This is a genomic window from Diplocloster hominis (assembly GCF_032380655.1).
GTDB classification, from domain to species: domain Bacteria; phylum Bacillota; class Clostridia; order Lachnospirales; family Lachnospiraceae; genus Diplocloster; species Diplocloster hominis.
This window is the reverse complement of record NZ_JAWDIY010000018.1, coordinates 102,150-127,025: the sequence shown is the minus strand read 5'-3', so window position 1 is coordinate 127,025 and position 24,876 is coordinate 102,150. Positions and strand designations below refer to the sequence as shown.

Sequence of the window (24,876 nt, the reverse complement as noted above, 5' to 3'; positions counted from 1 at the left end):
GAAAAGCCGGGTTCAGGATGCACGGCGGACTTCACGTCCGACGGGCAAGAGCCTCTGAACCGGGAACACTTCATGTGTTCCTGGTGAATAGGCTCGATTCCTGAACCCGGCTTTTCGATTTCACTTAGCTGATACCAGCGCAAGCCCTCCGCACTCCCAAGGAGACACAAAAGGACCCGGCCGCCGGGAGCATCCCCAGACTCCGCCGCCCGCCCCAGCCAGAAGCGGAAGGCTCACCCAAACCAGAGGAAGCCCCCCAGTCCAGCAGGATACCGCCCCCAACGGGACACCCGTCAAAGGCCCATCCAAAGCGATACGCCCGCCAACGTCAGCCCCCCTCCCAGCATCCATACTTACACCAGCTCGCTCCGGCCCTAAGTCCACTCCCTCAGTCCCCGATCGGTTCCGCCGGAACGAACACCCTGCTTTGGGTGGTATCTTCCGCAGGGCGGACCGCCCGGGCGGCCGCCTCTTCGCAGAAGTACATCTGGGAGTCCATCAGGATCTTGCCGCGTTTGTCTATTTTTTCGTAGCTTCCTTTTTTGTTGAGGATGTGGGCTTTTACGTTGTCTTCCAGCTGGATCTGGAGGATGTGGATGACCTCTTGTTTTAGTGTTTCGTTTTCTACGGGGAAGAGGATTTCTACCCGCTTATCCAGGTTTCGGGGCATCCAGTCGGCGCTGCCCATGTAGATCTCTTCCTGCCCATTATTATAGAAGTAAAAGATCCGGCTGTGCTCCAGGAAATTGCCCACTATGGAGCGCACCGTTATGTTTTCGCTGACCTTCGGGATGTCGGTTTTGAGGCTGCAGATCCCACGGACGATCAGGTCCACTTTTACTCCGGCCGCGGAGGCTTCGTAGAGGGCGGCGATGATGTCCTGGTCACACAGGGAATTCATTTTGGCTATGATATGAGCCGGCTTCTTTTCTTTGGCCTGCTGGGTCTCTCTGCGGATCAGGCTGATGAAACGGTCACGCAGCCAGATCGGAGCCAGTGCCAGCTTGTGCCAGGACAGGGGCTCGGAGTAGCCGGACAGCATGTTGAATACGGCGGTGGCATCTTCCCCGATGGCTTCGGAACAGGTCAGAAGTCCCATGTCCGTGTAGAGCTTTGCCGTGGCGTCGTTGTAATTTCCGGTTCCCAGATGCACGTAGCGGCGGATGCCGTCTTCCTCCCTGCGCACTACTAAGGTGATTTTGCTGTGGGTCTTTAAGCCTACCAGGCCGTAGATGACGTGGCAGCCGGCTTTCTCCAGCATCTTGGCCCAGACGATATTGTTTTCCTCGTCAAATCTGGCCTTTAATTCTACCAGGACAGATACCTGCTTTCCGTTTTCTGCTGCCTGGGCTAACGCCGCTATGATCGGAGAGTTGCCGCTGACCCGGTAAAGGGTCTGCTTGATGGCCAGGACGTCCGGATCTTTGGCTGCCTGTCTTACGAAGTTGACTACCGGGTCGAAGCTCTGGAACGGATGGTGGAGCAGGATGTCCCCGCTGCGGATCTGGGTGAAGATGTCTTCGTCGGTCATGGTTTCGGGCACTGGAGCCGGTACATGAGGTTTGGCTTTCAGGCTTTTGTAGCCGTCCAGGCCGTATAGCTTCATTAAGAAGGTCAGGTCCAGCGGACCGCTGATCTTGTAGACATCTTCTTCCAGCATGGCGAATTCCCGTTTCAGGATTTTCAAAAGACGCTTATCCATCTTCTCTTCCACTTCCAGATGGATGACTTCCCCCCATTGGCGGCGTTTCAGCTGCTTTTGTATTTCTTTTAAAAGGTCTGCCGCCTCATCCTCGTCGATAGTCAGATCGGCGTTTCGGATAATACGGTAGGGATGGGCACAGATGATATCATAGCTTAAAAACAGGGACTGGATGTTCCGCTCGATGATCTCTTCCAGCAGGATGACCGTAGTCTCTTCTTTTTTTCCGGGGATCTGAATGATTCTGGGGAGTACGGATGGAACCTGTACGGTGGCGAATTCGAATTCTTCCCGGCTTTTTTCCTCTTTTTTTACTAATAATGCCGCGATGTTCAGCGTCTTGTTGCGGATCAGGGGAAATGGCCTGGAGGAGTCTACTGCCATAGGGGTCAGCACCGGGTACACATTTTCCATGAAGTACTTATCCACAAACTTTCCTTCCTCTTCGGTCAGGTCTTCGTGATAAGTTATGATTCTGAGACCGTGCTGCTTTAACGCGGGGAGGAGGGAGCGGTTGTAGGTGGAATACTGAAGCGAGGTCATCTCGTGAAGTTCTTCACTTATCTGGGTCAGCTGCTGCGACGGAGTCATACCGGCGATGTCCGGTTTTGTGTATTCCGCATGTACCATATCTTTTAGAGACGCTACCCGGATCATGTAGAACTCATCCAGATTCGACGCAGTAATGCTTAAGAATTTTAACCGCTCGAAGAGCGGTATGCTTTTGTCTCTCGCCTCGGATAATACCCGGTCGTTGAATTTGATCCAGCTTAACTCCCGGTTCATATAATATTCCGGCTTTTTATAATCGTTCTGTTCCATAAGCTCTTAATCCCTCCCTATATTTTCTTTTTCTGCTTTATTTTTGGCTGTATACCGAATACTTCTTCAAAGAAACCTGCTTTTTCCGGGAAAAGCTCACATTCCAGGGAGATATCATCCACCGTGTTCACTGTGATGATCAGTTCTTTTTCCTTTAATGCGGCTTTACAGTTTTTGAACTTCTGCTTATGGCTGCGGTCCAGGGCGTTGGCGACTCTTAGGATCGCCACCAGTTTCGCCATGGTCTGATAACTGCCCACATCCAGCTGATCTTTATCCACGATATTGTCAAAGGTCTCAAAATCCAGTGTGTTATAACGCACCACATTGGCGATGATCTCACGCTCTTTGTGGGAAAGGCCGATAATCTCCGTGGACATGATGATACTGTAGGAGCACTCCGCCACTTTTACCAGGCTGATATATTTTCCGCAGTCATGCAGGAGCACCGCGATCTGGAGCAGCAGCCGCTCCCGCTTTCCCATACCATGCAATTTTTTCGTGGAGTCGAACACGATCATCGCCAGCTCGGAAACTACGGCGATATGGGTCTTGTTGCACATATATCTCTTGCCGATATTCTTGGCCGCGGCCAGGATATCATTATCAAAATTATGCTGGAATTTTATGATTTTATTCTGTTCCGCGTAGTGGTACGCGATTCCATCTGTGAGTTCCACACCGGGAGCCCAGATATAGTCCGCGCCGAGCTCGGTGACCAGCCTCCGGTAGATCACGAGAGCCGGCAGAATCATGGCGGAGTTCTCCGCCGGAACACCCAGCTCCTGAGCGATCTGCTCCGGAGCCTGCTCTCCCGCTTCATCACAGAATTTCATAAAATTCTCACAGGTGACGAAGTGTTCCTGGGTATCCTTGGTAATACGCTGGATCATCTGGTTGATGAATTCCCCTACTATAATAATATTCTCAATTTTTTGCTCCTTCTGATAGAGCCGACGGAAATTGTAAATATCCGTGTTGATCATCTCTTCTACAATGTCGCCGTAGCGCAGGCTGCTTCCCTCCAGCGCCGCCAGCCTCTCCCTGATTCTCAGGGTACCGAATCTTAAGTTATGGGTGCTCTGCAGGCTGTCTCTGTCGAACAGGGAGATCTGTATGCTGCCGCCGCCCACATCGATGATGGCCGTTCCCTTCTGTATGATGGACCGGAAGTTCGTCTCCTTTGAGGCGATGGACTTATATCCCAGGAAACGCTGCTCGGAATTGCTTAATACCTCTGTATCAAAACCTGTACGGGTACGGATCTGATCCAGCACCAGGATAGTATTCTTAGTCTCTCTGATCGCACTGGTAGCACAGATTCTGTAATCGGAAACCTTGTATTCCCCCATAATCCGTTTGAAATCCTGAAGAACTTCGCAGAGTTCTTCCACCAGATCATGACTGATCCGTCCGGAGCGGTAAGTATCCATGCCCAGTTCGATTCTATGGCGGATATGGTCGATCTCCCGCATTCCCATTTTGGAGGACAGTTCAAATATTTTCATGCTGAGCTCATAAGAGCCGATATCTATTGCTGCAAAGGTTGTGTACTGCATACATCTTCTCCCCTTTATGACACATTTCTTTTTATTTTACTATCAATCCCGGGAAATGGCTAGGTTCTTTTGTAAAATTCAAGTAAAACATAGGTTAAGGGCATTTTCCGGCAGTACATTTTTTATTTCATAGGATCACTTTTATGGTACTAAAAAAGCTCCGGAAATATTCCGAAGCTAATGGCTATGTACACCAAAACAGTCCGTAGGGGAATCGAACCCCTGATTCCGCCGTGAGAGGGCGGCGTCTTAACCGCTTGACCAACGGACCTTAATGACTGGCACTTGCATATCTTATAACAAAATAATAAATATTGCAAGTGTTTTTTACAATTTTTTTAAAATTTTTCTTACGCTCACAGCCAGCTGCGGAGGGGACAGGCCCTTCCCTTTATCCTTATATTCATCATTGCCAACTTCCAATATTTAATTTATACTGATAAAATATGGTTTATGAACCAAAAGCTAATTCATTATCAAGCATAGGCCGGATGCCGGACATCCGGATAATCAGATCCCGTAAGGAGGTTATAAAATGTTAAAATTTGATCCGACGCTCTATAGCGATAAACCCGATCCGCAGAACCGACTGTCAAAAGAAATGGCCGTCTATGAACTGCTGGATCGCCTGCAGATCCCTTATCTTCGCGCTGACCATGATGTCACTTCAACCATCGACGACTGCCATGAGATCGACAGACTGCTGGGTGTCTCCATCTGCAAAAATCTGTTCCTGTGCAACCGGCAGAAAACCAATTATTATCTGCTGATGATGCCCGGTGAGAAGCCTTTTAAGACCAAAGACCTCTCCGCACAGATCTGTTCCGCCCGCCTCTCTTTCGGCGACGCGCAAGCAATGGAACAATATCTGGACTTAACCCCAGGTTCCGTCACCGTTCTTGCCCTTATGAATGATCCAAAACAGCACGTCCGCCTGTTAATCGACCGGGATGTGCTTCAGCATGAATATATCGGATGCCATCCCTGTATCAATACGTCCAGTCTTAAAATAAAAACTTCCGATATCCTGGAAAAGTTCCTTCCTAAGGTCGGTCATACTCCCACGATCGTCGACCTGTAAGTTAAAAGGGGACATGTCCAAATCGGTCCGGGACAGGTACAAACTGGTTTGTACCTGTCCCGGACCGATTTGGACATGTCCCCTTTTAACTTTCCTGCTCCTTCAGTAATTCTTCCACCACATTCCTGGCGTATTCCTCACAGGAGCCGCAGGCTGTAGACACATTCGTGATTTCCTGTACCTCGTCAAAGGAGCCTGCTCCGTTTTCGATCGCCTCTTTCAGATCGCCGATGGTTACCCCATAACAGGTACAAACTGTTTTATTCATATCCATAAGTATCGCCTCCTGCTTCCATTGTTCCCAGAAGCAGGAAAATGATACCGCTATTCTCCGATTTTTGAAATCAAAACACAGTTCGGTGTATCCACCTTTACTTCCTTCCCATTCATCACCAGCGTGCCCTGTTCGTAATCCACAGTAAAGAAAGTGATGGAGTCCGATTCATGATTCAAAGAGATCAGGTGCCGTCCGTCCGGGAAGATAGCGATGTCCTTGGGATAATCCCCGCTGATCGGGAGGATGCAGATCTTCTGAAGCTCTCCGGTCTCGTGATTCACTTTATACATTCCCACACTATCGTCTCCCGCATTGGAACAGATCAGATAGTTTCCGTCCGGTGAAAACCGCAGGGCGCAGGCCGCGCTGCCCCGCTCGTATTTCTTATTTAACGTGGAGATCGTCTGAATCAGCTCAAACTTCGGGCTCTTGCCCGTCCCGTTGTATGTATAGACATTGATATAATTCTTAAGCTCACAGATCAGATAAGCGAACCGGCCGTCCGGGCTGAACAGCAGCCGGGTAGGAGCACTTTCCAGCTCACAGCGCAGAATGTCAATCAGTTTGATCCGACCTGTGTTATGGTCCAGCTTATATAGTTTCACCTGATCCACACCCAGGTCCACCGCACACAGATACTTTTCATCGGGAGTCATGGCCACGCAGTTCACATGAGGCCTGAAGTTCCTCTCTGCCAGCCCGCCAAGGCCCTGATGGAAAATACCATCCGCGATATCGCCTACGCTGCCGTCTTCATTTAAATGCAGCACCGATACCCGGCCATCGTGATATCCGGCCACAAACAGGAAGCGGTCTTTTTGATCGGTGGCCAGAAAGCATCCCCGCATACCCCCGGTGGCCGCATTATTAATCGGCTCCAGATCCCCGTCCGGCAGAATTTTGAATGCTTCCACGCCTTCATCCGCGATAGAGTACAGATACTTTCCATTATGAGATTTTATAACATAGGAAGAATTATTGATCGGAATCACTTTACGCTCCGTCATCCTGCCGGCTTCCACATCCAGATCATACAGATGGATGCCGATACTGCTTCCGTGCGTGTAGGTACCCACATATGCCACATATTTATCTTTCTTCATATTTTATGTCCTCCTCTTATGGCTTGACTACAAAATAATCTCTCAATCTTCTACATATTTTACCACAGAAATTTCGAAAAGAATAGGGAAATTTGATTCGTAGAAAATTGACGAAAATTTTGATTGACAGTGGTATAAAAACGTGTATAATGATAGCTGATGCTGCGTTTAGCATTTGTAAACTTTTTGTTTATATTTACTGTTTTTTCACTGAAAAAGGAGTATGATCATGGAGATCGGAAATAAGTTAAAAGAACTGCGGATCGGTAAGGGCTTAACCCAGGAAGAACTGGCGGACAGAGCGGAGTTATCGAAGGGCTTTATCTCCCAGATCGAGCGGGATCTGACTTCCCCCTCCATCGCCACACTGGTCGATATTCTGCAGTGCCTCGGCACGGATCTAAAGGATTTCTTTAATGATACCGCAGATGAGCAGGTGGTCTTTCATGACGCGGACTATTTTGAAAAGACAGATCCCGAGCTTCTCAATAAGATCGAGTGGATTATACCGAATGCCCAGAAAAATATCATGGAACCCATACGCCTGACTCTGCAGCCCGGCGGCTCCACTTACCCGGATAATCCCCACGAGGGGGAGGAATTCGGATACGTTCTTCAGGGCAGCATTACGATCCACATCGGAAATAAAAAATATAAAGCCAAAAAAGGGGAATCCTTTTATTATATTCCCAGTTCCAAACATTTCATCACCGCCAGCCCGAAAACCGGGGCCATTATTCTCTGGGTCAGTTCGCCGCCCAGTTTCTAACACAGGAGGAACGATATGAGTCATAAATTGATTGATTTGCAGGGTATTACGAAGTCATTTGATAAAGAGATCGTGCTGGATGATCTGAACCTGTATATACGGGAAAATGAATTTCTGACCTTATTAGGGCCCAGTGGCTGCGGAAAGACGACTACCCTCAGGATTCTGGGAGGCTTTGAGACTCCCGATAAGGGGCGGGTGCTTTTCAACGGAACGGATATTACGGATCTCCCCCCTAACAAACGTCAGCTGAATACCGTATTTCAGAAATACGCGCTCTTCACCCATATGAGTATCGCGGAAAATATCGCATTCGGATTGAAGATCAAGAAAAAAAGCAAAGACTACATTATGGATAAAATAAAATATGCCCTGAAGCTTGTGAATCTGCAGGGCTTTGAGAACCGTTATCCGGATTCCTTAAGCGGCGGCCAGCAGCAGCGTGTCGCCATCGCCCGCGCCATCGTCAATGAGCCGAAGGTTCTGCTTTTGGATGAGCCGCTGGGGGCATTGGATCTGAAGCTGCGCCAGGATATGCAGTATGAGCTGATCCGTCTTAAAAATGAACTGGGTATTACCTTCATCTATGTCACCCATGATCAGGAGGAAGCCCTTACGATGTCCGATACCATCGTTGTCATGAATCAGGGCTACATCCAGCAGATCGGGACTCCTGAGGATATCTACAATGAACCGCAGAACGCCTTTGTGGCGGACTTCATCGGAGACAGTAATATTATCGATTCCCTGATGATCGAGGACCGGCTGGTGGAAATTCTGGGCACCCGTTTTGCCTGCGTAGACGAAGGCTTCGGCAGACATAAGCCGGTGGATGTGGTCATCCGTCCGGAGGATATCTGCCTGGTCAAACCGGAAGAAGGCACGATCCAGGGTGTCGTCTCCAACGTGATATTTAAAGGCGTGCATTATGAAATGGAAGTGGAAGCCTCCGGTTATACCTGGCTGGTACATAGCACCGGCATGTATCCGGTGGGCACCAACGTGGGAATCAGCGTGGATCCCTTTAACATCCAGATCATGAATAAGCCTGAGTCTGAGGATGAGGAGGCCGTAGCTGCTGATGCGTAAAAAATTAATAGCCGGCCCTTACATGCTCTGGGCCATAGCCTTTATTCTGATCCCCCTGGCCATGGTGTTTTATTATGGCCTGACGGATAAAAACGGCAGTTTCACCCTGTCCAATATCGCGTCGATCTCTTCGCCCGAGGCGTTGAAATCCCTGGTGCTGGCGCTGGGATTGTCCTTACTCAGTACGGTGATCTGCCTGATTCTGGCCTATCCGCTGGCCATGATTTTAAATAACCTGAAGGTAAACCAGAACAGCTTTATTGTGCTTATTTTCATTCTTCCCATGTGGATGAATTTTCTGCTGCGCACGATGGCCTGGCAGACACTGCTGGAGAAAACCGGCGTGATCAACCAGCTGCTGGGACTGCTTCATCTGCCTTCGCTTAATATTATCAATACGCCAACGGCTATCGTTCTGGGTATGGTATATAATTTCCTTCCCTTTATGGTTCTGCCGATTTATAACGTGCTGGTTAAGATCGATCCCAATGTGGTACACGCGGCCAGGGATCTGGGAGCCAACGGCTTCACCACGTTTGTGAAGATCATCTTCCCGTTGAGTCTACCCGGTGTGATCAGCGGTATTACCATGGTATTCGTCCCCTCCCTCACCACATTCGTCATCTCAGATCTGCTGGGCGGAGGCAAGATCCTGCTGATTGGAAATGTCATTGAACAGGAATTCAAGCAGGTCAACAACTGGCATGTAGGCAGCGGTCTGTCCATCGTCCTGATGATCTTTATCATCATCAGCATGTTTATTACGAATAAATACGACCGGGATGGAGAGGGGGCCGTATTATAATGAAGAAAACCGCACAGCGTATCTATCTGACGCTCGTCTTTGTGTTTTTATACGCTCCCATCGTCACCTTGATGGTGCTGTCCTTTAACGGCTCCAAATTCCGGACGAAATGGGGCGGCTTCTCCACCAAATGGTATGTGCAGCTGTTTCGGAATGAGCAGATCATGGCCGCTTTGTATAATACGCTGGCCATCGGCCTTTTATCGGCCCTGTTCGCCACGATTCTGGGCACCGCCGCCTGCATCGGGATTCACGCCATGAAGAAGAAAAGCCGCATGGTATGGATGGGAATTACCAACATCCCCATGTTGAATGCCGAGATCGTAACCGGTATCTCCCTGATGCTTTTGTTCATCGCCTTTGGGGTAAACTTTGGTTTTATGACCATACTGCTGGGACATATTACTTTTAATATACCTTATGTAATTTTAAGTGTCATGCCAAAGTTAAAACAGACAGACAAGGCTACTTACGAGGCCGCCATGGATCTGGGCGCCTCCCCGATGAAAGCGTTTTTTAAGGTGGTTTTCCCGGATATCCTGCCGGGAGTGCTCTCCGGATTTTTATTGTCCTTTACCATGTCGCTGGACGACTTTGTCATCACTCATTTTGTAAAGGGTGCCGGCGTGGATACCCTGTCCACAAAGATCTATAGCGAGGTTCGCAAAGGAATCAAACCTGAAATGTATGCCCTGTCTACGATTATGTTTATTTCGGTACTGCTGCTGTTGCTCATCATCAACCGGCCGTCCCGCAAAAAGACACAAAAATCTGCAGTTTAAGAGGAGGACTATCTATGAAAAAAGTATTAACCGCCATTCTTCTAATGGCTCTGATCCCCGGCATCCTGGCCGGCTGCGGCAGCAAATCCGAGGGGTCCAACGGGAAAGTTGTCGTATATAACTGGGGAGAATATATGGACCCCGATGTGCTGACACTGTTCGAAGAAGAGACCGGGATCAAGGTGGTCTACGATGAATTTGAAACCAATGAAATCATGTATCCGAAAGTGGAAGCCGGGGCCGTGGCCTATGATCTGGTCTGTCCCTCCGACTACATGATCCAGAAGATGTTAGAGAATGACCTGCTGGCCGAACTGGATTTTGACAATATGCCGAACACGAAAAATATCGGAAGCATGTTCATGGAGAAATCAAAGGAATTTGATCCGGAGAATAAATACTCGGTTCCCTATATGTGGGGTACTGTGGGAATCCTCTATAATAAGACCATGGTGTCTGATCCGGTGGACAGCTGGGATATCCTGTGGAATGAGAAATATAAGGATAATATCCTGATGCAGAACAGCGTGCGGGATGCCTTCATGGTGGCTCTCTCCCGTCTGGGCTATTCCATCAACTCCACAGACGAGACAGAGCTGCAGGAGGCCAAACAGACACTGATCGATCAGAAACCTCTGGTCCAGGCCTATGTCATCGACCAGGTGCGGGATAAGATGATCGGCGGTGAGGCTGCCCTGGGCGTGATTTATTCCGGGGAAGCGCTGGTATGCCAGCAGCAGAATCCGGACCTGGATTACGTGGTTCCCAAAGAAGGCTCCAACATCTGGATCGATTCCTGGGTCATCCCGAAAAACGCGGAAAATAAGGAAAATGCGGAAAAGTTCCTGGATTTTCTCTGCCGGCCTGACATCGCCGCCAAGAACTTTGAATACATCACCTACTATTCTCCTGTGGAGGGCGTAAAGGAATATGTGGAGGACGAATATCTGTTAAACAGCCCGTTAGCCCTCCCCGATCCGGAACAGTATACGAATTGCAGTACGTTCCACTACCTGGGCGAGGAAGCCGACGAGTATTATAACGAAATCTGGCGTGAAGTGCAGGCCGCCGGGACTTCTGAGTAGCCGTTACTAAAAGGGGACATGTCCATTTCGATTTCGAAATGGACATGTCCCCTTTTCACACTTTTTATTTCTTATATCTGTTCCGGTCAGATCTGCCCGTAATAAGCATTTGCCCCATGCTTTCTCATAAAATGTTTCTCTTTGATCACATCGGGAGCGGGTTTTACGTCCGGTTTGATCATCTCGGTACGGCAGGCCATTTTCGCCACTTCCTCCAGAACTACTGCGTTATGTACCGCCTCATCCGCATCTTTTCCCCAGGTAAAGGTCCCGTGGTTGGTGCAGAGCACAGCCTGTACATATTCCGGGTTCAGGTCTTTGAAGGTTTCCACGATCACCAGGCCGGTGTTCTTCTCATATGCTTCGCTGATCTCCTCTGCCGTTAAGCTTCTGGCGCAGGGAACCGGGCCGTAGAAATAATCCGCATGGGTGGTTCCGTAGCAGGGAATGCTGCGTCCGGCCTGTGCCCAGGAAGTAGCCCAGGGAGAATGCGTATGAACCACGCCGCCTACTTTGAAAGCCTTATACAGCTCGATATGGGTTGGTGTATCGGAAGAAGGTTTGTATTTTCCTTCGATCTTATTCCCGTCAAGGTCCATAACCACCATATCTTCCCACTTCAGCACGTCATAATCTATGCCGCTGGGTTTGATGACGAAATAACCGGTTTCCTTGTCAAATCCGCTGACATTGCCCCATGTATAGGTAACCAGCCCTCTCTTCGGCAGTTCCATATTTTGTTCAAATACCTGTTTTTTTAACGCTTCTAACATATCTCTTATCTCTCCTTTTCTATAATTGCACTCATCATATCATGAGCGAACTTCAGATCTTCTCTCCAGGCATCGCTGCCCGTGTACCAGAACTCGGTAACAAACTTGCGGATTCCCAGCTTCCAGGCCTCATGCACCATGCTCTCGAAATCCACATGTCCTGTTCCAAAGGGAATCTCCCGAAACTTGCCGGGAACTGTCTCTTTTAAATGCATGGCCACCAGATGGCCCTCACCGGTTCTTAAATCATCCAGCACATCGGTGTGGTACATAACCGCGGCATTGGTGATATTTCCGGCGTCCGGATAAACGTTCAGATAGGTGTTGTTGACCAGTTTGACATAATGCATAGCCTTCTCCACCGTGTTCATAAACTCGGTCTCCATGGTCTCAAAGCCCAGGATAACGCCGGCGCGCGCCGCCATCATGGTTGCTGTTGCCAGGTTTTTCCCAAAACGCTCCACGGATTCCGGAGTGGATTCTTCATAATATACATCATAGCCGGCCAGCTGTATGATCCGGATTCCCAGATCCTCCGCCAGCTCTATCGCCTTCTCCATGATTTCCATCCCGCGGCGGCAGGTAGCCTCATCGTTGCTGCCAATGGGGTATTTGCGATGGCCGCTTAAGCACATGGTTCGGATCGGGACGCCGACTTCGTACATAATCTTTACCAGCTCCAGCCGCTCTTCTTTCGTCCAGTTCAGCCGGTCCAGTTTTTCGTCGGTCTCGTCAATGCTGATTTCCACAAAATCAAATCCCGCTTCCCGGGCCTCCAGAAGTTTTTCTTTCCAGGTCAGGGTATTGGGCATGGATTTTTCGTAAAGTCCTAACGTATACGCTTTCAAATTAGTTCCTCCATATGTATCATTTTCGAAGCCATTCATCATTTTCGAAGCCGTTAATCATTTTCAAAGCATTTCCATGCTCCGCTCAAGCTTTCGATTACCTTCCGGTAATTCGCGTACTTCTCCTCATAGATCGCCTTGTACTCCGGACGGGGCTGCACGGTCTTCGTGATATGCACCGTACGCGCGATCGCTTCCGGGTAATCCTTATAGATCCCGGCCGCGATCCCGGCTGCCATGGCACATCCCTGTGCGCCCAGCTCCTTATCCTCGATCACATCCACAGGGATCTGAAGGGCGTCCGCAAAGATCTGTACCCACACGTCGGAATTGGCGGCACCGCCGGCCAGCCGGATCGACTTAGGCACTTCACGGTTGCGCAGCAGCTTCCTTACATGGGTCAGATGGGAAAATACGATTCCCTCATAGACCGCCCGCAGCATATGTTTCTTGGAATGATAAGCACTCAGCCCGATAAAGGTTCCCTTGGCGATGGGATCTTCATTGGAGCCATTCAGGAAGGGCAGGAAGATCACGTTATTGTCCTGAGGCTCGATAGAAGCCACCCATTCGTTGGTGATATCATAGACCGATCCGCCTTTTTCCTTCGCCTCCGCCTTCTCATAGGACATCAGATTGCGTATGAACCATTCCATATTGCCGGCAGACGTGGGGCTGCTCTCCTCCACCAGGAAATATCCCGGTATACAGAACATGGAATTCAAAGACACCGTACCGTTCGTAACCGGCTCTTTTGCGATAAACTCATTGATACTCCAGGTGCCGGCGATCATGCACATCTGGTCCTCATCGTAAAGTGCGGAAGCGATACCGCAGGCATTCACATCGAACATACCGGCAGCAACGGGAATGCCCTCCGGAAGCAGAGTCTTTTCACTGACTTCCTTCGTAACCGTACCGCAGACATCCGCCGCATAGCGAAGAGGCGGAAGCTTGTCATAGATCTCTTCCAGTCCGAAGTATCCCAACAGTTCCTTATCATAAGCAAGCGTATGCAGATTCACAAGATTCGCTCCGGAGAAATCGGTAAATTCCGCATAAGCCTCCCCGGTCAGCATGAAACGGATATAATCCTTCACTGCAAATATGTATTTGGTCTTCTGAAGCACTTCCGGGTGATGATCCTTAAACCAGGCCAGCAGACTGACAGGCTGGCAGGCCAGGATGTCCTGAATAGACTTTTCAAATACCTTCTCCTTGGTTCCGTCCTTGGACCACTTCTCAATATACTTCCAGGCTCTGGAATCCGTAGAAACAATACCATTATAAGACGGTTTCCCGTTTTCGTCTACCATATAAAGTCCTTTGCCGTGTCCGGTCAGGGAGACACCTGCGATCTCCTTCGGGTCCAGCCCGCTCTTCTCAATAGCATTGCGAATCGCCTGAGCGTTAACTTCCCAAAGCTCTTCCATATCCCTTTCGGTATATCCGGGCTTCGGCGTGATCGTGATCGTGGGAACGCTGGCCACGGAAATCTGTTTTCCATCTTCGTCAAATATGGCAGCTTTGGAGAAGGTTCCTCCGTTGTCAATACCCATCAAATATCTCATGCTTCACAACTCCTTTTCATTTAATAAGCGATTGGAAAACGTTTTTTCAACCGCCTACTATTATACCATTCCTTAAGAAATCTTCCAATACCAAAAAGCAACTTTTCCGCCCGATCACAATTCTGATCATTTTCTCAGTTTACGAGCTGCAAAATTGCTTGTTTGTCACGGGGGAAGGGAATCTTTTACTTGTGTCTTTTACTTATAATCCCTCTATCTTAGACTGCTGGCAGACAGCCTGACGGTACCGCCGGATTATGGTGTCATCTGTGACGTCCAGATCCGTTATCATCTGATCCACGACCAGATCCAGGAATATATAAAGCAAGCCGGACATGAAGATTCCGCCATTGTAAAAGAACTGCTTCGTATCTCCTGGTATATGGTTTCCGAAGCAGAGCAGATGCTGTTCCTGATAAATAACAAAAAGCTGAAAGCACTGAATGCCGGACAATTTGAGGACTATCTGATGTTCACGGCCTGTATTCTAAGCGACATCCAAAAAAAACTGAATATGAAAGCGGAGCAGGCCCCCATACCGGATGAACTCATCCGATACCAGCGGTCGCTGGACGGGGAACCTCTCTTATCGGAACGGATGGAACAGTATTCCAGACAGGTATCCGAAATGTACCGTTGTGTGTGCCGCCATGGGTGTCATGGAATTCGATAGTCAATCACCTGCAATCATGATATAATGGGAACAAAAAAAACAGGGTATCCGCAAAAAATGATTCCAATGCCCATGACTGGAGGTAATACGATGGTAACAATTGATGCAGCAAAATGTATCGGCTGTGGGAAATGTGCAAAAGACTGTATCGCACAGATAATAGAAATAAACAATAAAAAAGCACATGTCACAGGGGAATGTATCCAATGCGGACATTGTGTCGCTGTCTGTCCGTGCGATGCCGTCAGCATTCCCGAATATGACATGGATGAGGTGGAGCTTTATAATAGGGAAACCTTTTCTCTTGAACCCTATCGCGTTCTACATACGATCAAATTCCGCCGCAGTATCCGTGATTACAGACAAACGCCGGTAGAGCAGGAAAAGCTGGAACTGATCCTGCAGGCAGGGCGATATACGGCTACATCCAAAAACAACCAGGATTGCCATTTCGTGTTTGTGCAGAACGGCCTGGATCAGCTGAAAACCATGGTTTGGGGCTATATCGATCAGATCACGCCTGCCAAATCCAGTGATATTTCCCGGGATCTGCTGCCATACACCGTCTTCAACCGGCGGCGAAAAGCTGACCCGGCAGATGACTATCTGTTCCGCAACGCGCCCGTCGTCATCTTCATCACTTCCGACTGGAAACTGGACGCCGGGCTGGCCGCGCAAAACATGGAACTGATGGCAGTATCCCTGGGCCTGGGTATGCTCTACAACGGATACCTGGCCCGGATCGCTGACGATAATAAAGAATTAAAGACTTGGCTTGGCATCGGAGGTAAGAAGATCGAGGCCTGTATGCTGTTAGGCTATCCCAATGTCACATATGCCCGCACCGCGCCGAGGAAACCTGCCAACGTGATATGGAGATAAGGGACGCTGCCGGCGTCATCTGCAGCGATGCATCTGCTGTTTTTTAATTATCTTCCAGCCAGCCTCTGCATTGCTCAATCCGTCTTCCGTCATCGCCCTGCTGCTCATCAAAAGCGAATTGGTTCAGCAGGTCACATGGGAATTCCGGACATTGGCCGCAGTGCTCCTTTCCCCTCTGCTCACAGCTGGATTTTACCGGGCAGCTCTCTCCCCAAAACGGTTTCTCCATTTGTACACAGCCTTTGCAGTTCATTTGTTCTCTGTACTCACATTGGCTGCATAAAAGTCCGCATCTTGATTCGATCATATTGATCTCCTTTCATCTTTCCCTCCCTGCAGGCGTTTCCCGCACATACAGGGAGGGGGAACATCTTTTTGTTCAACCTTTTCCATCATTCTAACAGAAGCAACATGACATCTGTATGTCATGTTGCTTCCATGCGGAAACAAACTATTTTTCCATCTCAAGAATATGTCCGGCCTGCCTCTTTCTGTCCTCGTATAATTCCTCAGGTTCGAGAATCCTTACCCTGTCACCAAAACTAAATATCCATTCCCGCATATTGTCGTAGCTTACAAAATCCCACTCGAACAACAGCCTGTTGTCTTCATCAACCGTAAAACAGTCAATCCCGTATTCCTCAATTAAGCGGTGTTTTTCCCCGTTTTCGAATACGGCCTTTAGATGGATTGGCTCCGCCTTATAAAAATCACTAAAATCCAACTCTTCTTTAGGCACCTCTCTTACCGCAAACTGCTCCGGCGCCATTTCCAGATCCCATAACCGGTTTAGTTTGAACAGCCGGTACGCCTGCCGTTTCAGGCAATAGCCAAAGACATACCAGGAGGACCACTGGTAGATCAGATGGTAGGGCTCGATGGTCCGCTGCTGTTCCCCCTTTTCATAGAAATATCGGAAAGTGATCAAATGATGCCCCCGGATCGCTTGTTTCATCGTATCTATTTTTTGTGTGAGGGGGCCCTGGTAGTGAGACGCCAGGTCTATAAGTATCATATCATCCGAGGCGATCCGGTGTTCCCTGCCAGACAGCTTCTCCGCCAGTTTGGTCAGATATGATGTTTTCGATACACTGTCTATTCCTTTTAATCCAGCGAGAACCGTTTGTATTTCTTCCTGTGTCAATAACGTCTTATCTAATTTATAGCCTTCCGCGATGGAAATCCCGCCGCCATACCCCTGCGTGGTAACCAGCGGGATGCCGGCTTTACATAGATCCTCAATATCTCTGTTAATGGTCCGCCTTGACACCTCAAAGCGCTCCGCCAACTCGGGTGCGGTTATCTTATCCTTTTGCAGCAGAACCGTGATTATTCCAATTAACCGGTCTATTTTCAACGATATATCACCACCTGATATCCATTATACCCCAGGAACATGACATCGGATAGTCCTGTTTCATATGAAATTCATTAATCATGGCAGGACAAGGCGGCCAAAAAACAGGGACGGCTTTTCCTGTAACAAGCCGTCCCTCAAAACCACACGCGCATCTTGCGACCTCAGGACTAATTACAGTACATAGTCCTCTTTGCTAAACGCAATCTCTAACGTTCCCATGGCATCCTTCAACTGCTCCATATTTTGTGGGCCATACAGCGGCAGGCACGCAAAGTCCTGCTGATAGAAATAACCGAGAACCACCTGAGATACGCTGGCCTCATATTTTTCCATGAGGGCTTTCACTTTCTTCGCCACTTCCAGGTTGCCCGGGGTATAGTAAGGGCTGTTCTTCACCGCATCTTCGCCTTTGGCCACATACAAATGGAAGAATCCGCTGCAAACGCCCATATAAGGCATTGCCAGATTTTCCGGAGTTTTCCTGTGATACTCATACATAGCGTCATCGACCGCGCACATGGTATCATCATCCAGAGGATTCATATATTTGGAACCAATATTCAAAAGGGCCTGGTTCGCCACGAAACCGCGGTAGCCTTTTTCCTTACAGTAAGTATCCGCTTCGGCCATTCTGGCCGCCGACCAGTTGGAGCACCCATAATAGCGGATCTTCCCTTCCTTTACAAATCCCTGCATGACCTCGATCAGATCCTCCACCGGCTGCGCCGTGTCGTCCCGGTGATAGAAATACAGGTCGATATAGTCGGTTCTCAACTGTTTTAGGGATTCGTTCAGATCCTTCTCCATATCGGACTTCTTCATCCGGCTGTTATGCAGGTCCGGCGTCTCAACCGTCATATCGGGATGACCGCCTTTGGTGATCAGCACGATGTCGTGCCTCTTCCCGCTTCTTAAAAGCCAGTCCCCAACCACTCTCTCACTTCTGGCAACCTCCGGCTTAACCCAGTCGGAATATACGTGCGCGGAATCGATCAGGTTTCCGCCCAGCTCCATATACGTATTGAAAATAAGATCCGCGTCCCTTCCGTCCCAGTCAAGACCGGCACCGACGGTTCCCAGGCCAATGGGGCACAGGGACAATTCTGTCTGAGGTATTACTATTTTATTCTGCATATTTTCCTCCATCCGCGCGTTTTCCAGCGCTATTAATTCGTGATATCCAGCCACTGTACTCCGGGTACGCCTTCCCTCTCACAGAACATATCCCATACGAGTCCTGCCGGCATAGTCTTCATCTCCTCACTGAGAGCCAGTCTTCTGGTCAGGTTGCCTTCCTGCTCTACCCGGATCAGTTCTTCGGACGGTTCCAACAGGGCGTACAGCAGCGCTTTTCTCGCATTCCGGGCTCCGATGACGGTCGCTGCCACACGGTTAATGCTGGCATCGAAGAAATCCAGACCAATATGTACTTTATCCAGTGCCTGATACCGGACGATCTCCTGCATGATCGCTTTCGTCTCATCATCCAGCATCACCACATGATCACTGTCCCATCTCACCGGCCGGCTCACATGCAGCATCAGTTCCTGGCCAAACACCAGATAGGAAGAGATCTTTGCCGATACGGTTTCCGTGGGATGGAAATGCCCCGCATCCATGCAGAGGATACAGTTCTTCTGCGTCATCACATAGTTTGTGTAAAATTCATGGGACCCCGGGACATACGCCTCGCTGCCCAGCCCGAACAGCTTACTTTCCACACTGTCGATATTGTATCTCCAGTCAATGGACTCCGCAAAAATCTGGTCCAGGGAATCCTTCAGCCGCATCCTGGGCGCTACCTTATCGATGGTGTGATCCTTGTATCCGTCACCGATCCAGTGGTTCGTGATACAGACCTGGCCCAGCTCTCTGCCAAAATACTCCCCGATCTTCCTGCACCGTTTCCCGTGCTCGATCCAGAAGCTTCTCACCCCTTCCTCACTGCTGGCCAGGGTGAATCCGGAATCCGACATCGGATGGGAGAAATAAGTCGGGTTAAAGTCAAGGCCAATCCCTCTTTTTTTCGCATAATCCACCCAGCCCGCAAAATGCTCCGGCAAAATCTCATTCCGATCCACTTTCTTTCCCTGATTATCCAGATACACCGCGTGCAGCGCCAGTTTTGTATTTCCAGGGATCAGATCCAGGGCCTGGTCCAGCTGTTTGATAAACTCTTCTTTGCTCTTGGGCTTGCCGGGGGCGTTTCCGATCGCGGCGATCCCTCCGCTCAATACTGCGTTGGGGTTCTCGAACCCGGTCAGATCGTCGATCTGCCAGCAATGCACACTGATGGGTACCTCACTTAAGGTTCTCAGCACCTGGTCCGTATCCACTCCCATTTGCGCATAGAGCTCTTTTGCCATCTGATAATTTTCTTCCACTCGTTTCATATCCTTTTCTCCTTTCCTTTGCCGTCCTTTTCAAAAGACGTACCGGTCTGCCGGCCTGTTATCTCTACCAGTCCAAATATTTGAGGCTGTTCTTTAACCCTCGTTTCGTGGATTCCCGTTCCACAATTTCGGTATCCAGGGTTATAATTTTGCGTTTCCCCGGCGGTTCCCCGTCCCGGATCAGCTCCAGCATATGCTTCATAGCCGCGGCCCCCATTTCAAACCGGGGCACATGGATCGATGTCAGCGACGGTTTCACGATGGACGCGGCAAAAATATCATCATTTCCCATCACCGCCACCTGCTCCGGTACCTGGATTTCCAGCTCGCTGAGTGCCTGCAGGACCCCGACCGCCATCTGGTCATTGGCGCAGAAAACCGCATCAAAGGGACGTCCTCTTCGAACCAGGTCCTTGGTAAGGGTATAACCACAATAGCTGGTATAATCCCCTTCCAGCACATTATCCTCTGTGAAAAGGAGGCCATTTTGCTCCAGCGCTTCCCGGTATCCGGCGATTCGCTGCTGTCCCATATAGTGCTCAAAGGGGAGGGAAATGTGAACAATATTCTTTTTCCCCACCCCGTTAATCAGATAATCCACCGCCCGGAACGCGGACTTCTTGTGATCCACGACCACCGCATCCACTCCGGGATTCGAACAGGGATATTCCAGGGTCACCACCGGTATCCAGCTATCCTTTTTCTCCAGTTTACTCAGGGATTCTATGTACTTTCTCGTCTTCATGTCATTGCCATAGGCACTGGAAGCCAGAATAATCCCGTCCACCCACTGGGATGCGCAGGACCGGACCAGCTTGATCTCCCGTTCGATACTGTCGTGGGTCTCCGAAATAAAGACCGAGTATTTCTCCTGATCCGCCTCTTTATTAATCCCCTCCAGTACTCCGGAAAAAAATGTCCTGGATACGGAGGTTAGGATCACCGCGATTTTATTCGTCTGAGAACTCTTAAGCCCCCTCGCGATACTGTTGGTGGAGTAGTTCAGGTCGTCGATAGCTTTCTCTACCTTCACACGCAGCGGTGGGCTGACGCTTTTGGAATCATTGATTACCCTGGATACCGTCGAGATACTGACGCCTGCCTGCCGGGCCACATCCTTAATATTTGCCATGTCTATTCTCCACCATTTCTGAAGCTGTCCCTCTCAAATACCGGAACAAATATCGGAAAACGTTTTCCTGTTTTTCTAATTTTATCATCGGTTTTTGACATTGTCAATATGTTTTTTCCACGATATATTATACCTTTTTTAGGGATATACTCTAATTTTGATTTACTATTCGAAATATAATTATACATATTACCCAGGTTTCAAACCTATTATCTCTGAGTTCTCCCCTGATTTCCTTTACAATTATTCTTGACAACGTTTTCCTGCGTCGTTATACTATTGGTAACCTAATAAAAAAAGGCAGAACTAAACTGTATCGTTCTGCAATCAGAGGAGGTATTTGAACATGAAATGGTACATACCTGACTGCTTCTGGCATTCCAAAAGCAACGGCGTCTTCGTCAGCCATGAGGCGATCTGCATCCTGAACACCAATGACACTCCGGTGAAAGCCGACATCACTCTCTATTTTGAAGATCGCGGCAAACTTCCCGGCTACAGCGTGGAAGTCGGGGCCGAGCGGACCCTTCACATCCGGATGGATCAGATGAAGAATGCGGATGGAATCCCGGTTCCCCAGGACACCCCTTACGCGGCGGTTGTGGAATGTGAGAAGAATATCACGATCCAGTACACACGCGTGGACACTTCACAGCCCGAGATGGCGATCGCTACCGCCATTATCTAGCGGCTCCTATCACCTCTGCTTTCCTGCTGACATACAAACCGACGATAGAGGAAGGGACTGGCAACTTGCGGTAGTAACGCTAAAATATTCAGTAACTACGCAGAGAAAGGAGCCCGTCCCCTTCTGCCGCTCAATCCCGGAACACGATATCATATTCCTCCGGGATAAAATAAAACTTACACCGCACAATCGCAGCGTTTTCTTTGTTATATAGAATCTCTTCAATGAAAATGATCGGCGTCTCATTGGGAATCTTCAGAAAAGACGTGACATTTTCTTCCGCATACACCAGTTTGATCGACATCTGCACCGACGCAGCCATCTCGAAAATCCGTTTGTTGATCAGCTCACTGACTTCTTCTTCCTGATTCAGGTCCACGTTCAGCCCATCGATATGTTTTACCGGAATCTGCATAAAGGAGTGGCCCACCGGCTTTTGTTTGGCATAATAGACATTGTTGCTGGCGAGAACGATCTCACTGGGGCGAAGCCCCAACTTGCGCTGTCCCACTTCTGTGGCGGGGCCGAAGTTGTAGTAGGTATCCACATCCTCCACCTTATTCTTGCAGCAGGTAATCATCGGATTAAACATGGCTTCCATGGTGCTGGTCTTGTCTTTGTCGTAGGTGATAAATGTCCCTTTTCCCTGCATCTTGGTAATCAGTCCGTCCTCCACCAAAACGGTCAGGGCCTGCCTTAACGTATTGCGGCTAACCCCGTATTTTTCGGCCAGGAAAGCCTCTCCCGGCAGCTGCGAACCGGACTCGTACACACCGTTGATGATATCCGAGTACAGCATATCATAGATCGGCACGTAGGATGGTATTCTACTGTTCCCCAGTGTTTTCATGTTATTATTATCCATTTGAAACCTTAGATCCTTTCCAGCGTTGTCCACCCGCCCAGCTTCTCAAAGCCAAGCCCGGTAAACAACGCATCTGCCCCTTCTCCCGTGAACAGGCAGGGTGTCTTCCCCTGTGCTAAAATGTGCGCGCACAGGGCGGATACCACACAGGAAGCGTAACCCTGTCTGCGATATGCAGGTGCTGTGGCCACTCCGCCGATCATAATCGTATGCTCTGACCCGGTCGTACTGTTGCCGTGGGAGATAATTCTCCCGTCTTTGCGGATAATCAGATGAATTCCATCGTTATTGGCGATCCGGTCCCGGATCATATCCTTCGATGTGTATAAGCCGCTGATCTCCTGTATACTGCCGAGGAATTCAAAGACCTCATCCACATCCGCCCCGCCTGCCTGCACTACCTCCCGGCATTGCGGTTTCAACAGCTCCCGGCTTCCCAATCTATATAACTGCTTTTGAAAGCAGCGGTATTCTTTTTCCAGTTTTGCTTCCATCGGAGCAAGCAGACTGCTTTTTCCCATTATAACAATAATTTCATGATTTTTCAAAATAAATTCAAGGCTGCCGGCGTTTAATGCTCTCTCCTGCGTATAAACCAGAAGATTGGTATAAAATCTCAAATACACCCCGGTACATCTACCCTCTTCCCATTCCATCCAGACATCCTGACAGTCTTTATCAAACCCGTAGGCATTTACATCTGCCAGCAAAAACGTATTGTATTCCTTTTCCTGACTCAGATAACCGGTCAGTATCCCCTTATCTTCGCTTCCACACTTTTTAAGCATTACGATTCCTCCCATAGAAAAAGGGACTGTCACAAAATATGCCGGCCACACGGCCCGCCCTTAGACGGCAGGTCGCGCAATCGAAACTCTATCAAATGTAACAGCCCCTGTATGAACAACTACTGACGGATCTTATCAATCCGGATCGTCCAGCCCTTCCCGCCTTTGATCTGATATTTTTCCGCAAAGCTTCTCTGATTCAGACCCAGAGCAACAAAGGAAGCCAGGCCGTTAAACAGAACCGGATCTCCGATTTCAGCGAATCCGAAGGACCGGTGATAGAGCACCGGCTCATCATACACTACCTGATCCCCGTTTTTGATCTGAATGCGGACCATGTCACCCTGAACAATACCTGTTTTTTCAAAATCTTCAATCAGGATATTGGTACTGATATTTCCGAATTTCTCCAGAGCCTCGTCCACTTGTCCTTCGGCATATCCCTCTCCGGTCTCTCCATAGGAGAGTTCCTGCACGATGATATCCGAAAGCGGATAAGCCGGCCCTACCTCCTCAAAGGAAATAACTCCCGCAGCCAGTCTGGCTCCGCAGTAGGCAAACAGATCCCGTCCATGGAAAATATTCACTTTTTCAGATCCAGGGTACCGGTTGACCGACTCGTCGATCTCGCGGATCTCATCGATTCCGTACATGGCCTTGACATGGGTCAGGGTCCCGTTATCCGGAGTGACGATATAGTATCCGTTGGAAGTCTTTGCTACGCTGGCTTTTCGGGCCGTTCCCACACCCGGGTCCACGACGGATACGAAAACCGTACCTTTCGGCCAGTATTTCATCGTATACTGCAGACAGGACGAAGCAGCCATAGTGTTAAACTGCTCGATCGTATGGGAAAGGTCATAGATCTCAAGTCCAGGGTCCACCTGCTTGCACACACCGTACATGGAAGCCACCGCTCCCCAGTTCAGGCCGAAGTCGGTCTGTAATACAACAAAAGATCTGCTCATTTTTACGCCTCCTAGCATTTACGGAAAGAAATCTTCCACTCCGGGCCTTGTCCTATTCCATACACTTTGACGAAATTTTTAAGGTTCAGCGCGATCTGAACGGTAAGGGATTCGCTGGTCATGACGACCGGTTCCCCTTCCGAGACATATCCGAAGGATTTAAAATATTTCACTTTCTCATGATATTTTTCTTCCCCGCCGTGCCGGATCACTACTTCCACCGTATCTCCGTAAGCTACTCCCGTATTCTCCAGCATTTCATAAGGGATATTGGAGGATACCAGTCCGAAATGCTCTCCTGCCGCCTGTATCATTCCGCACGCGGTGCCGTCCTCTTTCACTTCCGGCTCTATGATCGGCAGTAATACCACGTCATCCACCGGATAAGCCGGTCCCACCTGCTCAAAAGAGATTACGCCGGATGCCAGTTTGGCCGCACAGTAAGCGAACAGATCACGCCCGTGGAAGATGCTGCATGCCTTGGTCGGCTGCCAGCGGTTCACGGTTTCATCGATTTCACGGATTTCTTCAATTCCCACTTTTTTCGCCACATGGGTGAGAGAACCGTTATCCGGGGATACCACATACTGGCCGTTTTTCAATTTGGCAACGCTGGCTTTTCTGGAGGTTCCAACTCCCGGGTCTACCACGGATACAAATACGGTGCCTACCGGCCAAAAATCTACCACATAGTCCAGATTAATCGACGCGGAAAAAGTATCAAAACTGGGAATTGCGTGGTTATTATTAAACAGGCGCAGTTCCGGATCTACCATCTGGCAGACTCCATACATAGTACAGACAGCGCTGGTATCAGCGGTAAAATCTGTCTGCATCACAATTGCTGGTTTCATGATACAA

Annotated in this window: 26 protein-coding genes, 1 tRNA gene and 1 pseudogene; 8 read left to right on the top strand and 20 right to left on the bottom strand. The window is 49.2% G+C overall.

All coding sequences use genetic code 11. The annotated features are described in order from the left end of the window. Nucleotides 1-120 precede the first annotated feature (120 nt). The 4 genes from ABC831_RS16850 to ABC831_RS16835 form a co-directional block, all read right to left on the bottom strand. The gene (locus ABC831_RS16850; RefSeq protein ID WP_343249260.1) at nt 121-351 is read right to left on the bottom strand and encodes a hypothetical protein; all 231 of its coding nucleotides are present in this window, start codon (nt 349-351) and stop codon (nt 121-123) included. Between the two features lie 37 nt (nt 352-388). After that, nucleotides 389-2,524, bottom strand: coding sequence for an RNA degradosome polyphosphate kinase (locus tag ABC831_RS16845; RefSeq protein WP_343249259.1), 2,136 nt, complete (start codon nt 2,522-2,524; stop codon nt 389-391). Nucleotides 2,525-2,541: 17 nt separating this feature from the next. Further along, entirely contained in the window at nt 2,542-4,083 is a 1,542-nt protein-coding gene (locus ABC831_RS16840; RefSeq protein WP_343249258.1) for a Ppx/GppA phosphatase family protein, read from the bottom strand. A gap of 199 nt (nt 4,084-4,282) precedes the next feature. Next, nucleotides 4,283-4,354, bottom strand: a tRNA-Glu gene (locus ABC831_RS16835). 264 nt (nt 4,355-4,618) lie between these two features. On the opposite strand from ABC831_RS16835, the gene ABC831_RS16830 reads away from it, so the two are divergent. Continuing rightward, on the top strand, nt 4,619-5,164 hold the full coding sequence (locus ABC831_RS16830; protein ID WP_343249257.1) for a prolyl-tRNA synthetase associated domain-containing protein: 546 nt from the start codon (nt 4,619-4,621) through the stop codon (nt 5,162-5,164). 85 nt (nt 5,165-5,249) lie between these two features. On the opposite strand, the gene ABC831_RS16825 is transcribed toward ABC831_RS16830, so the two are convergent. Both ABC831_RS16825 and ABC831_RS16820 read right to left on the bottom strand, forming a co-directional pair. After that, on the bottom strand, nt 5,250-5,438 hold the full coding sequence (locus tag ABC831_RS16825) for a (2Fe-2S)-binding protein (RefSeq protein WP_158354233.1): 189 nt from the start codon (nt 5,436-5,438) through the stop codon (nt 5,250-5,252). A 50-nt stretch (nt 5,439-5,488) separates the two neighbouring features. Further along, nucleotides 5,489-6,544, bottom strand: a complete 1,056-nt coding sequence (locus ABC831_RS16820; RefSeq protein WP_343249256.1) for a lactonase family protein — start codon at nt 6,542-6,544, stop codon at nt 5,489-5,491. A 229-nt stretch (nt 6,545-6,773) separates the two neighbouring features. On the opposite strand from ABC831_RS16820, the gene ABC831_RS16815 reads away from it, so the two are divergent. From ABC831_RS16815 to ABC831_RS16800, 4 genes and pseudogenes are all read left to right on the top strand, one after another. Next, nucleotides 6,774-7,313 (top strand): helix-turn-helix domain-containing protein, encoded by a 540-nt coding sequence (locus ABC831_RS16815; RefSeq protein WP_343249255.1) that lies wholly within the window; start codon nt 6,774-6,776, stop codon nt 7,311-7,313. A gap of 15 nt (nt 7,314-7,328) precedes the next feature. Then, nucleotides 7,329-8,402 carry an ABC transporter ATP-binding protein gene (locus ABC831_RS16810; RefSeq protein WP_343249254.1) on the top strand — a complete coding sequence of 358 codons (1,074 nt, stop codon included), beginning with the start codon at nt 7,329-7,331 and terminating at the stop codon, nt 8,400-8,402. Then, nucleotides 8,395-9,207, top strand: coding sequence for an ABC transporter permease (locus ABC831_RS16805; RefSeq protein WP_158354229.1), 813 nt, complete (start codon nt 8,395-8,397; stop codon nt 9,205-9,207). The genes ABC831_RS16810 and ABC831_RS16805 overlap by 8 nt, the downstream gene beginning before the upstream one ends. Then, a pseudogene (locus tag ABC831_RS16800) lies at nt 9,204-11,074 on the top strand (extracellular solute-binding protein). Before ABC831_RS16805 ends, ABC831_RS16800 begins: the two are co-directional and overlap by 4 nt. Nucleotides 11,075-11,160: 86 nt before the next feature. Here ABC831_RS16800 and ABC831_RS16795 read toward each other — a convergent pair. The 4 genes from ABC831_RS16795 to ABC831_RS16780 all read right to left on the bottom strand — a co-directional run bounded on the left by ABC831_RS16795 (nt 11,161) and on the right by ABC831_RS16780 (nt 14,603). After that, nucleotides 11,161-11,847, bottom strand: coding sequence for an L-ribulose-5-phosphate 4-epimerase (locus ABC831_RS16795; RefSeq protein ID WP_158354220.1), 687 nt, complete (start codon nt 11,845-11,847; stop codon nt 11,161-11,163). Nucleotides 11,848-11,852: 5 nt separating this feature from the next. Then, entirely contained in the window at nt 11,853-12,695 is an 843-nt protein-coding gene (locus ABC831_RS16790) for an L-ribulose-5-phosphate 3-epimerase (RefSeq protein ID WP_343249253.1), read from the bottom strand. Nucleotides 12,696-12,748: 53 nt separating this feature from the next. Further along, nucleotides 12,749-14,266, bottom strand: coding sequence for an FGGY-family carbohydrate kinase (locus ABC831_RS16785; protein ID WP_343249252.1), 1,518 nt, complete (start codon nt 14,264-14,266; stop codon nt 12,749-12,751). Nucleotides 14,267-14,468: 202 nt separating this feature from the next. Next, complete coding sequence (locus ABC831_RS16780) at nt 14,469-14,603, bottom strand: hypothetical protein (RefSeq protein WP_343249251.1); 135 nt, start codon at nt 14,601-14,603, stop codon at nt 14,469-14,471. A gap of 45 nt (nt 14,604-14,648) precedes the next feature. On the opposite strand from ABC831_RS16780, the gene ABC831_RS16775 reads away from it, so the two are divergent. Next, entirely contained in the window at nt 14,649-14,939 is a 291-nt protein-coding gene (locus ABC831_RS16775; RefSeq protein WP_343249250.1) for a hypothetical protein, read from the top strand. 90 nt (nt 14,940-15,029) lie between these two features. Beyond that, a complete protein-coding gene (locus ABC831_RS16770; RefSeq protein ID WP_343249249.1) occupies nt 15,030-15,821 on the top strand; it encodes a nitroreductase family protein in 792 nt (263 codons plus the stop codon). A 43-nt stretch (nt 15,822-15,864) separates the two neighbouring features. Here the strand turns inward: ABC831_RS16770 and ABC831_RS16765 are convergent, their stop codons facing one another. From ABC831_RS16765 to ABC831_RS16740, 6 genes are all read right to left on the bottom strand, one after another. Then, a complete protein-coding gene (locus ABC831_RS16765) occupies nt 15,865-16,128 on the bottom strand; it encodes a DUF3795 domain-containing protein (protein WP_343249248.1) in 264 nt (87 codons plus the stop codon). 144 nt (nt 16,129-16,272) lie between these two features. Further along, nucleotides 16,273-17,178 carry a helix-turn-helix transcriptional regulator gene (locus ABC831_RS16760; RefSeq protein ID WP_343249247.1) on the bottom strand — a complete coding sequence of 302 codons (906 nt, stop codon included), beginning with the start codon at nt 17,176-17,178 and terminating at the stop codon, nt 16,273-16,275. A 174-nt stretch (nt 17,179-17,352) separates the two neighbouring features. Next, nucleotides 17,353-18,315 carry an aldo/keto reductase gene (locus tag ABC831_RS16755; RefSeq protein WP_343249246.1) on the bottom strand — a complete coding sequence of 321 codons (963 nt, stop codon included), beginning with the start codon at nt 18,313-18,315 and terminating at the stop codon, nt 17,353-17,355. A 32-nt stretch (nt 18,316-18,347) separates the two neighbouring features. After that, nucleotides 18,348-19,574 carry an L-rhamnose isomerase gene (locus tag ABC831_RS16750; RefSeq protein WP_343249245.1) on the bottom strand — a complete coding sequence of 409 codons (1,227 nt, stop codon included), beginning with the start codon at nt 19,572-19,574 and terminating at the stop codon, nt 18,348-18,350. A 64-nt stretch (nt 19,575-19,638) separates the two neighbouring features. After that, complete coding sequence (locus tag ABC831_RS16745) at nt 19,639-20,706, bottom strand: LacI family DNA-binding transcriptional regulator (protein WP_343249244.1); 1,068 nt, start codon at nt 20,704-20,706, stop codon at nt 19,639-19,641. A gap of 2 nt (nt 20,707-20,708) precedes the next feature. Beyond that, on the bottom strand, nt 20,709-20,894 hold the full coding sequence (locus ABC831_RS16740) for a hypothetical protein (RefSeq protein ID WP_343249243.1): 186 nt from the start codon (nt 20,892-20,894) through the stop codon (nt 20,709-20,711). 158 nt (nt 20,895-21,052) lie between these two features. Here ABC831_RS16740 and ABC831_RS16735 point away from each other — a divergent pair, with 158 nt between their 5' ends. Next, nucleotides 21,053-21,394 carry a sensory rhodopsin transducer gene (locus ABC831_RS16735; RefSeq protein ID WP_343249242.1) on the top strand — a complete coding sequence of 114 codons (342 nt, stop codon included), beginning with the start codon at nt 21,053-21,055 and terminating at the stop codon, nt 21,392-21,394. Nucleotides 21,395-21,524: 130 nt separating this feature from the next. Here the strand turns inward: ABC831_RS16735 and ABC831_RS16730 are convergent, their stop codons facing one another. The 4 genes from ABC831_RS16730 to ABC831_RS16715 all read right to left on the bottom strand — a co-directional run bounded on the left by ABC831_RS16730 (nt 21,525) and on the right by ABC831_RS16715 (nt 24,869). After that, nucleotides 21,525-22,259 carry a GntR family transcriptional regulator gene (locus tag ABC831_RS16730; protein ID WP_343249241.1) on the bottom strand — a complete coding sequence of 245 codons (735 nt, stop codon included), beginning with the start codon at nt 22,257-22,259 and terminating at the stop codon, nt 21,525-21,527. Between the two features lie 8 nt (nt 22,260-22,267). Next, nucleotides 22,268-23,047: a GNAT family N-acetyltransferase gene (locus ABC831_RS16725; RefSeq protein WP_343249240.1), complete on the bottom strand. Its 780-nt coding sequence runs from the start codon at nt 23,045-23,047 to the stop codon at nt 22,268-22,270. A gap of 119 nt (nt 23,048-23,166) precedes the next feature. Beyond that, a complete protein-coding gene (locus ABC831_RS16720) occupies nt 23,167-24,015 on the bottom strand; it encodes an SAM hydrolase/SAM-dependent halogenase family protein (RefSeq protein WP_343249239.1) in 849 nt (282 codons plus the stop codon). Between the two features lie 11 nt (nt 24,016-24,026). Beyond that, a complete protein-coding gene (locus ABC831_RS16715) occupies nt 24,027-24,869 on the bottom strand; it encodes an SAM hydrolase/SAM-dependent halogenase family protein (protein ID WP_343249238.1) in 843 nt (280 codons plus the stop codon). Nucleotides 24,870-24,876 lie beyond the last annotated feature (7 nt).